Genomic DNA, 12,940 nt, shown 5'->3' on the forward strand with positions numbered 1-12,940 from the left:
ATATGAAAACAGGCACGATAGTAAAGGTGTCGGGTCCGTTGGTAGTAGCGGAGGGCATGAGAGACGCCAATATGTTTGACGTGGTGCGTGTATCAGAGAAACACCTTATTGGTGAAATTATCGAAATGCACGGAGATAAAGCATCCATACAGGTTTATGAAGAAACTTCGGGACTTGGACCCGGGGAGGAAGTTGTATCAACAGGGATGCCAATGAGCGTTGAATTAGGCCCAGGTTTGGTTTCCACAATTTACGATGGCATTCAGCGTCCTTTGGAGAAGCTATATGAAGCCAGCGGAACAAATATCCAAAAGGGTATTGAAGTAAAATCTTTGGATCGTGAGAAAAAATGGAAGTTTGAACCCATCAAACAAAACGGTGATGCTGTTGAAGCCGGGGACGTTATAGGAATTGTACAGGAGACCGCAGTGGTTACCTGTAAAATCATGGTTCCCTATGGATTGAAGGGCAAAATAAAGGAAATTTATGTGGGTGAGTTTACGGTTGAAGAAACGGTCTGTGTTGTAACGGATGAAAAGGGCAAGGAAGTACCTGTAACAATGATGCAGAAGTGGCCCGTACGCCGTGAAAGACCTTACAAAATCAAAAGAACGCCCGATTCCCTGTTGGTAACAGGTCAGCGCGTTATTGATACATTTTTTCCCATCACAAAGGGCGGTGTTGCTGCAATTCCCGGCCCCTTCGGCAGTGGTAAAACAGTAACGCAGCATCAGTTGGCAAAATGGGCTGATGCAGATATCGTTGTTTACATTGGTTGCGGCGAGCGTGGGAATGAAATGACAGACGTTTTAAACGAGTTCCCTGAACTGAAAGATCCTCGAACTGGGGAATCCTTGATGCAAAGAACTGTTTTGATTGCAAATACCTCCGACATGCCCGTTGCAGCGCGTGAGGCATCTATTTATACAGGAATTACCATCGCTGAGTTCTTCCGTGATATGGGATACAGCGTGGCCCTTATGGCTGACTCCACTTCTCGTTGGGCGGAGGCACTTCGTGAAATGAGTGGTCGTTTGGAAGAAATGCCTGGTGAAGAAGGTTACCCTGCATACTTAGGTTCCCGTTTGGCTCAATTCTACGAAAGAGCTGGCCGTGTGGTTTGCTTAGGTAGCGATGAAAGATTTGGTACGCTGACAGCAATTGGTGCAGTATCCCCTCCCGGTGGTGATACTTCTGAGCCTGTGTCCCAGGCTACATTGCGTATTGTAAAGGTATTCTGGGGTCTGGATGCATCTTTGGCATATAAGCGCCATTTCCCTGCAATCAACTGGTTGTCAAGCTACTCTTTGTATCAGGATAGAGTGGATGAATGGGCTGACATTAATGTTCATCCCGATTTTTCTGAACACCGTACTGAGGCAATGAGACTTTTGCAGACTGAGGCTGAATTGCAGGAAATCGTTCAGTTGGTTGGTGTTGACTCCTTGTCTCATGGTGATAGATTGATTCTTGAAACAGCTCGTTCTATCCGCGAGGATTTCTTGCACCAGAACTCTTTCCATGAAGTAGATACCTATACATCTTTGCATAAACAGTATAGAATGTTAAAATTGATATTGACCTTCTATCACGAAGCACAAGTTGCAATTAAAGCTGGTGTCCATATTCAAAAAATTACAAAACTGAATGTAATTGAACGAATTGGCCGTGCAAAGTATATGGAAGAAGTAAATGTTGATAAGAGCTATGATGAAATTGAAAAAGACATTAAAGCCGAAATTAATGAGTTAATCAGTAAGGGGGCAGATGAATTATGATAAAGGAATATAGATCGATTCAAGAAGTTGCCGGTCCCCTTATGCTTGTAACAGGTGTTGATGGCGTAAAATATGATGAGTTAGGCGAAATCGAATTATCAAGCGGTGAAGTAAGAAGATGTAAGGTTTTGGAAGTGAATGGTGATACTGCTCTGGTTCAGTTGTTCGAGAGTGCTACGGGTATTAACCTTGCGGAAAGCAAGGTACGTTTCTTAGGCAAAAGCTTGGATTTTGGTGTTTCCCCTGATATCTTAGGTCGTGTATTCAGCGGAATGGGTAAGCCAATTGATGGCGGCCCCCAAATTATACCTGAAAAAAGACTTGATATTAATGGTGCACCCATTAATCCTGCAGCGAGAGAGTATCCTGCGGAATTTATTCAGACAGGTGTTTCAGCTATTGATGGTTTGAACACATTGGTTCGTGGTCAGAAGCTTCCCATTTTCTCAGGCTCAGGCTTGCCCCACGCAAATTTGGCTGTTCAAATTGCTCGTCAGGCAAAGGTTCGGGGTACAGATTCCAAGTTCGCTGTAGTATTTGCGGCTATCGGTATTACCTTCGAGGATGCAGAATTCTTTATCAATGACTTTAAAGCAACAGGTGCCATTGACCGTTCCGTTGTTTTTGTAAACCTTGCAAATGACCCTGCGGTTGAGCGTGTTTGTACCCCTCGTATGGCATTAACTGCTGCGGAATATCTGGCTTTTGAGCAAGGCATGCATGTTTTGGTTATCTTAACAGATATTACAAACTATGCAGAGGCCCTTCGTGAAGTATCTGCGGCTAAAAAAGAAGTACCCGGTCGTCGTGGTTACCCAGGCTACCTGTATACTGACCTTGCAACTATGTATGAACGTGCAGGCCGTATGAAGGGAAAAGAAGGCTCTATTACGATGATTCCTATTTTGACTATGCCTGAAGATGATAAAACCCATCCAATCCCTGACTTAACAGGGTATATTACCGAGGGTCAAATTATCCTAAGCCGTGATCTTTATAAAAAAGGCATTCAGCCTCCAATCAATGTTTTGCCATCCCTTTCTCGTTTGAAGGATAAGGGTATTGGTAAAGGCAAAACAAGAGAGGATCATGCTGATACCATGAACCAGTTGTTTGCGGCTTATTCTCGTGGTAAGGATGCAAAGGAACTGATGGCAATCTTAGGTGAATCCGCATTATCGGATACAGATTTGATTTACGCGAAATTCGCAGATGAATTTGAAAAAACATATGTATCTCAAGGATTTAGAACAGATAGAACCATAGAACAGACATTGGAAACAGGATGGAACTTGCTTCGTATGTTGCCAAAGAGCGAATTGAAGCGTATTCGTGACGAATATCTGGAAAAATATTTAGCAGACGGGGAGTGATGAGTCGTGGCTAGATTGAATGTCAACCCTACCCGTATGGAAATGTCCAGATTAAAGCAGTTGTTGAAGACAGCAACGAGAGGTCATAAGCTTTTGAAGGATAAACTGGATGAGCTGATGAAGCAATTCTTGAATATCGTACGGGAGAATAAGCGCCTGCGTGAAGAAGCAGAGTCGGCTTTGGAAAATGCTTATAAAGACTTTATTATAGCTAGAGCAGTTTTAAGCGAAAGTGTTTTGGGAGAATCCTTAATGATTCCTCAGCAATCTGTGGCTGTTAAGGTTACAAAAAAGAATATTATGAGTGTAAATGTACCTGTTTTTGATTTCCAAGCGGAAGAGAGCAGTGGGGATATTTATCCCTATGGACTTGCTTTTTCATCAGGAGAATTAGACAGTGCAATGCTTTCTTTTTCCAATGCTATGGAACCTTTATTGCGTTTGGCGGAAAGTGAAAAAACTGCCCAGCTTTTGGCGCAGGAGATTGAACGTACCCGCCGTCGTGTTAATGCCTTAGAAAACGTTATGATTCCGAACTATCGAGAGACAATTAAATATATTACCATGAAGCTGGAAGAAAACGAACGTGCAGGTACAACACGATTGATGAAGGTCAAAGATATGGTGCTGAAAAAAGCTTTGGAAGAAAAGAAGAAGCTTGAAGACAAAGGCGAATTTATTTCATAAAAAAGGGAGCTCCATGTAGAAATTGCATGGGGCTTTTTAGCAGAAAAAAATTATATTTCAAATTTATGAAGAAGTCTCCATGAATTAGCATAATTTTTTTTGTGAAAGTTTAATTGAAGAGTTTTCTTCATAATTTGTTCAAAAAGACGATTAAACCTTCATTCTAAGGTGATAAGCTTGTTAAAATGAAAAATAATAATAAAAAAATGAAATATACAGTATTTTTATGAATATATCATTCCCTATAATAGAAAATCCGTACTAAAAACAACCAAAAATTCTAAATATTGTAGAAAAATTCACTATAACTATTGTTTTTATTACGAAAAGTGGTATACTGAAAATGCAATTAGGTGGGTAATTAGCGGGCGTTGTGGGATTATTGAACAATAAATGAAATTTATTTCATTGTATTAGCTCCAATAAAATAAATGCTAATGTATACTACCTAAAAAATAACACATAATATCATATTATAATGATGAAAATGATGAAGGAGAAGTGAAAAACAATGAAATTATCTGACAGAGTACAAGCGATGCAGAATTCCCCTATCAGAAAATTTAACCCTATGGCTGCAGAAGCTAAGGCACAGGGAACAAAGATTTATCATCTGAATATCGGACAGCCTGATATCGTAACACCTTCTGTATTTATGGAATCAATCAAAGGGTTTGACCAAAAGGTTCTGGCTTACGCTGAATCTCCCGGACTTCCTGAATTACAGGATTCTATCATTGATTACTTTAAAACCTTTGATATGAGTTTAGAAAGAAAAGACATCTTAATCACCAGTGGTGGTTCCGAAGCGTTAACTTTGACATTCTTGTCTTTGATTAACCCTGGCGATGAAGTAATTGTTGCTGAGCCTTACTACACCAACTATTTGACCTTCATTCAGGCTGCTGATGGCGTAATTAAACCCGTTACAACCTACGCTGAAGATGGTTACAAATATGCTTACATGGACAGATTAGAAGCAGCTGTAACTGAAAAAACTAAAATGATTTCTATCGTTAACCCTGGTAACCCTACAGGTTGCATCCTTTCCAGAGAAGATATGAGAGTTATTTGTGACTTCGCTAAGAAGCATGACCTTTGGATTTTGGCTGACGAAGTTTATAGAGAATTTGCTTATGACGGCAGAGAAATGACATCCTTTGGTCAGTATGAAGATGTAGCTGACAGAGTTATCATCATTGACTCTATCTCCAAGAGATTCTCCGCTTGCGGCGCTCGTATTGGTTGCTTAATCTCCAAGAATGCTGAGCTTATGGCTAACGTTATGAAGATTGCTATGGGTAGACTTTGCTGCCCTACATTGGAAATGGTTGGCGCTACTGCTCTTTATAAGTTAGATCCTGCATTCTTCTCTGAAGTTAGAGCAGAATACGAAAAGAGAAGAAACGTTTCCTACGAAGCACTCAAGAAAATCCCTGGTGTTGTTTGCGAACAGCCTGGTGGTGCTTTCTATATCACTTGCAAGATGCCTGTTGAAAATACAGAAGACTTGTTAGTATTCTTATTGAAAGAATTCAGAGAAAACAACGAAACAGTTATGTATGCTCCTGCTGAAGGTTTCTATGCTACACCTGGCTTGGGTAAAAACGAACTGCGTATCGCTTATATCTTGAATGCAGAAGATATGGCTAGAGGTATCGAGCTGTTAGGCAAGGGTATTGAAGCTTACAAAGCTGCTGGCCACAAATAAGATATACATTTACGAAACACTAAAACACCCCATATTGGGGTGTTTTTTTATGTACTTTTTCTGTAATGAGATAACTAGAAAGAAGGATTTTTCAATTGAAAAATTTAGAGAAAGATTTGCATAATTCAGGATATTAGAAGAAAGGTTAGGTACCTATAAAATTTAGCAAGCTAATGCTTCCAATAAGAATTAATTTTTCTACATTCAAAGCCTATCTTTATGGTGATTTTTCTATGTTTTTAGAACGACGGATTTTGTCCCTGCATATACTTTAAGAGCAGGGGGTGATGGGATTGAGTTCCATCGGTGTTTATTTGACAATAGAAAATGAGGAAGGGCTTTCTCAATGTTTAGAGCTTATCAATCCTTTGGCAGATGCAATCATACTTTTAGACCAAAGGGATGAAAAAACGGAGCAACGCGCACTGCGTGCTAAGCAGCTCATGGCTCGTTTGCGTGGAAAGGAGATTGAAGACGAAGGATTTCAATTGTTATTAACCTGCGTCCAAGAGGATGCGCCATCGTTGGAGGTATGTATAAATTTAGGGGAATACTTCTATAGAAAACATGTTTGGAAGCAAGCGATTTTTTGGTTTGAGAATACGTTACGACTGGATGGAGGAGAAATCAGTTTTGTATGTCTGCGCCTAGGGACTTGTTATGGTGAGCTTGGCCAATGGGAAAATGCTGCGAAGTACATGAAACTTGCAGAAATCTTTGAAAATGCTGGTGAAGAAGAGGCAGTTCAGGCTGATCTTACAACTGATGGATCATTCAGAAATAAAATTGAATAGAAATAGGATGAAAAAGCCACCATCAATGATTTTAGGTGGCTTTTTGTGACTATGCACTATTTTTTAAGTAGTTTTCGCTGATTGTTACAAAGGCATCTAGATTGGAAAGCATTGCAGGGTGACTGCCTTTTTCGAAGAGAAACATCTCTCCTTGACCGATTTTTTTAATCATGTTGTTATAAGTCTTTTCAAAGAGATTTACATCCAGCTCTGAAACAAATTCATCCTCTTTACTACCTGTGAAAAGAATTTGTGGGATAAAACTCTCCAGGGGTTTATGGAAAAACTTACCGATTTCCCGAGAATGTCGTTCTATTGCTTGGGTATCCCAGTCAACAACCTGTTCCCAGTCATCGCCATGCATGGAGATATAAAATGCTTTTGCTCCCTTATCTTGCTTAGAAAGTGCCCGTTGCTCACCGATTGTTTCTGTAAATGCTTGCAATGGATATTCGCCTTCAAAGCTATCTGCTATGACTTTGTGGATAAGATCAGGTCGCTCTAAAGCTACGTTTATGGCTACTAAAGCTCCGCCACTACTGCCAATAAGGTTTACGGAGGTGTGTTCTTTTTCCTCAAGAAAAGCTATGACTTGTTGTGCTTCAAAAGCCCATAAGTTAGCAGGTATTTCATGTATTCTTTGGGATTTTCCATGACCTAAAAAGTCAATTAGAATTACCTTATGGTTTTCCATATATTTTTTCGCAGCTTCCTCAAACATGACAGAGGATGCAGTATTTCCGTGAAGCAGCAATATTGGTGTTCCATGACCAAGTTCATGATAGTAAACTTGTTTATTTTGAAAAGTAAAATATGACATATGTGCCTCCTAATATTCATTTTAATTGATGTTAAATTCGCCTATTATTGAGTGAAACTCTAGAGTTGCTGTTCACAGTCGCTGGAGAAACATGGACTGAGTAGATAGGCGAGAAAAAACAATTGTGATAGATATTTATTAATTGATTTTTCCATCACGTTCTAAAAAATAATTAGCAAGGCAATAAAATGGTGCCTTGCCTATTTATTTGTTTTTATCCACATGTTTTCACCTCCTAAAAAGTATATTTCTTTAAAAAATTAAGCGGAAACTTCTAATTGGTTTCCGCTCAGTTTCATTCTGCTATTTAATTACAAAAGCACGATACCAGCTTCTTTGCAAGCGTCAATGGTTTCTTGATCCCAAATGGAGGATTGTACCTCACCAATATGAGCCTTGCCTAAAAGCAACATGCATAAACGTGATTGCCCAATGCCGCCACCGATGGTAGAAGGGAGTTTGCCTTCCAGCAACATTTTATGAAAAGGAAGCTCACGGCGGTCGTCGCAGTTTGCTTTACGCAATTGTTCATCCATAGCTGTGGGGTCTACGCGGATACCCATGGAAGAAATTTCAAAAGCACAGTCTAAAACGGGATTGTAAAACAGGATATCTCCGTTTAATTTCCAATCATCATAGTCAGGTGCACGGCCATCATGAGGTTTACCAGATTTTAAAACATCACCAATTTGCATAATAAAAACAGTTTTATGCTCTTTGACAATGGCATTCTCTCTTTCCTTTGGTGTAAGATCAGGATACTTATCCTCTAATTCTTGAGAAGTAATAAAAGTTACGTCTCTGCAAAGTTCTGTGGTGATACGAGGATATTTTTCCTTTATTACATCCAAGGTATCACAAATACTGATAACAATACCTTGCACGGTATTTTTCAGTTCTTGCAGGTTTCTTTTTTCAGCAGTAATTACCTTTTCCCAATCCCACTGATCAACATAGACAGAATGAAGGTTGTCCAGAACTTCATCACGGCGAATAGCGTTCATATTTGTATAAATACCTTTGCCGGGGTGAAAATCATAACGATGCAAGGCCATTCTTTTCCATTTTGCTAAGGAGTGAACTACCTCGGCAGTAACCCCTGTTGCGGGAACTTCAAAGCTAACAGGGCGCTCTACGCCATTTAAGTTATCATTCAAGCCTGTTTGTGCATCTACAAATAAGGGTGCAGATACTCTTTTCAGATTTAGATTTTGAGAAAGATTTTCTTCAAAGGTATTATGGATCATACCGATTGCGTTTTGTGTTTCATATAAAGTAAGCGCGGACGCATAGCCCTTAGGAATAAAAGTTTTACCCATAAATAATCCTCATTTCATAGTATTTTTACTTGTTTTAGAATAACACAGTAGCATTGTAAATTCAAGTAAAATGATACTTGACATGGAACTCCTACAATTGTATTATATAAAAATAACATACAAATGTAGGAGTTGATAGCATGAAAAGAAAAGAAGAATTATCTCGCTTACCAGATACAGAACTGGAAATCATGAAGGTCGTATGGAATAATGAAAATAATCTCTCTACTTCTGAAATTAAAGAACAATTGGAGATAAAGCGTGCATGGAATATTTCAGCTTTACAAACTTTGCTGAATCGATTGATTGAACGTGGTTTTTTGCAATCTTATAAAGAGGGAAAAAATCGATTTTACATTGCCAGTGTGGAAGAAGCGTCTTATTTGGCACTGGAAAACCGGCTCTTCCTTAATAAGGTGAATAACAATTCTTTGACAAAATTGGTGGCCTCTTTATATGACAGTCGTGCTATTTCCGAAAATGATTTGGATGAACTTGCGGCGTATATTCGTGGCAAAACAGGGGGCGAGGGTTGATGCTTTTCTTTCAAAGTGTTATAAAAATCTCTGTTTTTGCTTCTATGGGAATTATTATTTTAGGCATTCTATCCCACTTTATTGGGAAGCAATATGGGGTAAAATGGAGATATTTCGTTTGGCTTATCATAGGATTGAGACTGATTGTACCTATTGATTTCACTTTACCTAGACCAGTTGTAGAAATACCTAGGATACAGACAAAAGCTGAGACTACATACCCATCCAAGACCATTCCAATGGATTTGGATAAATTCAATGGCTCCTCCTTTACTGTAGAAAGTATTCAGGGGCAAAGTGGCGAGAGCAAAGAAATTCAACCCATTGAAATGAATGGGGATTTATTAGAAATCAAAAGCATTCAGAATAAGATTTGGGTGTTTTGGATATTTGGCATGCTTATTTATTTTTTATATCATGGTGTTAAATATCAAAGATTTCTAAAAGATCTAAATAGAAATAGCCGAAGTATTAGAGATGCAGAGGTATTGGAAGTATATTATGATGCTTGCCGAGAGATGGAAATGAAACAGAGACCGGAAATCTATTATTGCAGTATACTCCCCAGTCCTCTTTGCACAGGTTTTTTTCATCAGAAAATCTATTTAAACCATGAAGAGTATGATAAAAATCAGTTGCGCTATATTTTAAAGCATGAACTGGTACATTGTAAAAGGCGAGATATTTGGTATAAAAGCGTGCTAGTTCTTGGGAGAGGAATACATTTTTTTAATCCCTTTGTGCATTGGATGGGACGGTTGGCAGAACAGGATATAGAGTTTTCTTGTGATACCTTAGTTATGGAAAAGTGTTCCTTGGAACAACGACAGGACTATGGATTGACTATTTTAAGCAGCATCCGAAAAGGAGGGGAAACAAGTCCATTTTCTACGGCATTTCAAGGGGGGAAGGAGGCATTAAAAGTGCGCATTGACTATATTTTTGATATGGGAAAAAAGAAAAAAGGAATCCCACTTTTCATGGCCTTGCTTTTTATTGTTTGGTTTGGAACAGCATTTGTGGGTTGCGGAAAGAAGCAGGAGAATCTAGGGAAAGAGAAAACAGTTGACTCCGTGGCAATGCTGTATGAATGCAAGCTTGACTATATTGGAAATCATGTGGGTGTTGGGGGGATTCTTGGCAAATTAACATTGCCGGAAGGCATTCGTCCCAGTAATGAAGGCATCGAATTGTTTACAAAAGAAGAGCCTTATGGAGTAAGGCGGTATTTGACTTTAGAGAACGGAATGGATATCCCTAAAGACGGCTGGTTCGAGCGGGATGCTATGATTTTTTTAGCACTGGTAGATAATGCATCTTTCTTTGAGTATGCTATTACTGATGCAAATGGAGAGGAGCAATTACTCCATTTTGACCGAGAAGATGGTGCAACGTATTTCGGTGATACGGATTTGAGAAGTATGGCTGTGGATTTAGACTCGTTTCGTAATTTTATGAAAGAATTAGATCAACTGTTTTTAGCGGGGGATGATGATTATTTTTCAAACCAAATGAGATGCAGATTATTGCTAGGAGAAATTACGAATGAAATGGGAGGTGCTTTTTCCTATGAAGCATTATGTAAAAATGAAAAATTTGAAGAATTATTAAAGCTTGGAGATGGAGCTATGGCAGAATTATTGAGTCAGTTCTATCAAGGTCAGGCTGCTGATACCAGGGGATATATTATGATGGCCACATGTTTGAATCTTTTAAATACTCCGGAAGCTACAATTCTCAATTTACTGAAGGAAATGACACCCAGCCAATGGTTTGAAGCATATCGCGCATTGGATTCCGTGGCGGTAGATCCCTTTGTTTACGATGAAAAACGCTATGGAGAAGATTTAGAAAAGCACGGAATGGTGGCTATGAATAGTAAAACACAACAGGGCTTGATTACAAGACATAGCGATATAACAAAGGCCTTGTATAAGGCTATGGAGGAGCGCTATTCTGAGGAGGGGGGCGATCAAGAGGTGCAAATCGTTGCTCCATTGATTAGCCATATTTCCCAAGATAAAGATAAACTTTCTGTTTATGCAGTCATTGGTTTAAATAAATATGCTTTCATTCGTACCCCTAACTTAGGTTATCAGCTAGTTGAGGGTGGTGGTAGCTATATTCCTTCCCGCTTGGATTTTAAATGGAAGGATAATGGCTGGACTTTAGTGGAGTGGGTTGAAGCAAAGGATGGTTCTTATCATGCACCTTCTATTGAAGAAATGTGTAAAGGAACCGATGGTGTTGCAAAGGATTTGACTTCCTATGACCGGAGAGAGATGGGAATGTTGCTCATGCAAAACCTAATATTCTATTTAAATGGCAAAACCGATGTTACAGTATATCATACGAGTAATATGGATGAAAAGGATATACAGGAGATTCAGAAGTATATTTCATTTGTACAGGGTTAAGAAATATTTCCATGCATTCTTATTTCAAATAAAACTGAGGTTTATGGTATTCATGATAAAAAAAGACGAATCATGATAAGCTCCTTATTGGTTATACATAAGTTCTAAGGCAAATATTAGTATAGATTGTATAACGGCATATAAGAAGGGAGAGGGGCTTCCATTCTAAAAGACACTGTGTCATAGGAATGAAAATGGCGTGAGGCAGATAAGAAAGAGTGACACTTGCATTTAAATGCTATAGCTAAGAAATAGCCAAACAGGGGGAAATGAAATATAAATCAAAGATGTTGTTGTAGGATAATAGAAGCTTAGTACATGAATAAAGCCTAGAAATGAATAAATACTGAATTGGAAAAAGAAGGTAGGAATTATCAAGGGCTGAAGGTTTTCAAAAATCCTTCAGCCCTTGGAACTTATCAAAACAGATTATTTATCATGTGTTTACTCTAATACGGTGATTACATTACCTTTTCTACAGTTGTTCCTGGGAAATATTTTTGTATAATTTCTTCCCCTTTAAGTCCTTGGGCTGCCAGTTCCTTTGCACCATATTGACTTAAACCTACGCCATGACCACAACCACCGCCATACAAGGCGATTCCTGTTAGCGTTCCTTCGCTATTTTTCATTTCTTTTACTGCAAAGAATGCACTGGGAAGCATGATTTGTCCTGTCAGCGTACCGCCGCTGATTCTTTGTAGGTTAATGGTTTCACCAATGGTTAGCTTTGTTGGAGAAAGGACTTTTCGGATGGCATTTTCCGTAAAGACTTGCACAGCGCCGTTTTCAAAATCCATTTCTAACACTTTAATAATGCCGCCATCTCCGCGTTCTGCAACAGAGACTCCTATTAATTTGCCCAATGATTTTGGGGTATCAGCTTTCCAACTGCCATCACTTTGCTTTACCTTAATCAATGCTCCATTGGAAGCAGAAATTTTTGCAAAGGTTTTTTCTGTAATTTCACCAAGCTGTCCAGCACTATAGTAGACTTTCCATCGATACCAAGCAGATGTTTTATCATACCCATCCATTTCCCAATTTTGCCAAAAAGCAAGCCATTCGTCTTCCGTTTTTGGTACTTCCTGGGTTACACCGTAGGCTTGCCCTTGCAAATAGGATTTGCTATTGCCGCTAAAGGTAGCATCTGCCGACCATACATCAGTATCTTTGGTGCCGTACCCACATGAGGTAGAGTAGAAGTAAGTTTGTGCTACCCGTTCTCCGGCGACAACACACATACCTGCTGTTGCTGATACTGCTTTTTCTGCTTCAGGTGCAGTATCTGAACCCATGAAAACCTGACTGGCAACTGTATCTGTTACATGGGCGCCATAGTGACCATATGCATTGGCATAGAACTGATTGTAGGCATAGCTTCTGGCGCAAATTGCTTGTGCCTCTAAAGCAGCCTGCCCAAATCTTACTGGCATTTCATAAGGAACTACACCCAGCAGATACTCTTCCATAGGTAATTCATTTATAATGGAAATCTGATCTCC

10 protein-coding genes are annotated in these 12,940 nt (G+C 39.2%); 7 read left to right on the forward strand and 3 right to left on the reverse strand.

The genetic code is table 11. From position 1 onward, the window contains the following. The first annotated feature begins 2 nt into the window (after positions 1 to 2). From RTK36_RS05155 to RTK36_RS05175, 5 genes are all read left to right on the forward strand, one after another. Positions 3 to 1,778 (forward strand): V-type ATP synthase subunit A, encoded by a 1,776-nt coding sequence (locus RTK36_RS05155; protein ID WP_312044990.1) that lies wholly within the window; start codon positions 3 to 5, stop codon positions 1,776 to 1,778. Continuing rightward, on the forward strand, positions 1,775 to 3,151 hold the full coding sequence (locus RTK36_RS05160) for a V-type ATP synthase subunit B (protein ID WP_066047927.1): 1,377 nt from the start codon (positions 1,775 to 1,777) through the stop codon (positions 3,149 to 3,151). Before RTK36_RS05155 ends, RTK36_RS05160 begins: the two co-directional genes overlap by 4 nt. Positions 3,152 to 3,157: 6 nt before the next feature. Continuing rightward, positions 3,158 to 3,838, forward strand: a complete 681-nt coding sequence (locus tag RTK36_RS05165) for a V-type ATP synthase subunit D (protein WP_312044992.1) — start codon at positions 3,158 to 3,160, stop codon at positions 3,836 to 3,838. Between the two features lie 511 nt (positions 3,839 to 4,349). Beyond that, a complete protein-coding gene (locus tag RTK36_RS05170; RefSeq protein WP_312044994.1) occupies positions 4,350 to 5,549 on the forward strand; it encodes a pyridoxal phosphate-dependent aminotransferase in 1,200 nt (399 codons plus the stop codon). 293 nt (positions 5,550 to 5,842) lie between these two features. Continuing rightward, positions 5,843 to 6,343: a hypothetical protein gene (locus RTK36_RS05175; protein WP_312044996.1), complete on the forward strand. Its 501-nt coding sequence runs from the start codon at positions 5,843 to 5,845 to the stop codon at positions 6,341 to 6,343. A gap of 49 nt (positions 6,344 to 6,392) precedes the next feature. On the opposite strand, the gene RTK36_RS05180 is transcribed toward RTK36_RS05175, so the two are convergent. Next, positions 6,393 to 7,163: an alpha/beta hydrolase gene (locus tag RTK36_RS05180; RefSeq protein ID WP_312044998.1), complete on the reverse strand. Its 771-nt coding sequence runs from the start codon at positions 7,161 to 7,163 to the stop codon at positions 6,393 to 6,395. 311 nt (positions 7,164 to 7,474) lie between these two features. Then, positions 7,475 to 8,482, reverse strand: a complete 1,008-nt coding sequence (gene asnA / locus RTK36_RS05185) for an aspartate--ammonia ligase (RefSeq protein WP_312045001.1) — start codon at positions 8,480 to 8,482, stop codon at positions 7,475 to 7,477. A 140-nt stretch (positions 8,483 to 8,622) separates the two neighbouring features. Between asnA and RTK36_RS05190 the strand changes: the two genes are divergently transcribed. Both RTK36_RS05190 and RTK36_RS05195 read left to right on the forward strand, forming a co-directional pair. Then, positions 8,623 to 9,018 (forward strand): BlaI/MecI/CopY family transcriptional regulator, encoded by a 396-nt coding sequence (locus tag RTK36_RS05190; protein ID WP_312045002.1) that lies wholly within the window; start codon positions 8,623 to 8,625, stop codon positions 9,016 to 9,018. Then, positions 9,018 to 11,435, forward strand: a complete 2,418-nt coding sequence (locus RTK36_RS05195) for a M56 family metallopeptidase (RefSeq protein ID WP_312045004.1) — start codon at positions 9,018 to 9,020, stop codon at positions 11,433 to 11,435. The genes RTK36_RS05190 and RTK36_RS05195 overlap by 1 nt, the downstream gene beginning before the upstream one ends. A gap of 461 nt (positions 11,436 to 11,896) precedes the next feature. Here the strand turns inward: RTK36_RS05195 and RTK36_RS05200 are convergent. Further along, positions 11,897 to 12,940: SpoIID/LytB domain-containing protein (locus RTK36_RS05200; RefSeq protein ID WP_312045006.1), on the reverse strand; the 1,044-nt coding region annotated here is incomplete at its 5' end.

The sequence above is a fragment of the Anaerotignum sp. genome (genome assembly GCF_031981185.1).
GTDB lineage: Bacteria > Bacillota > Clostridia > Lachnospirales > Anaerotignaceae > Chakrabartyella.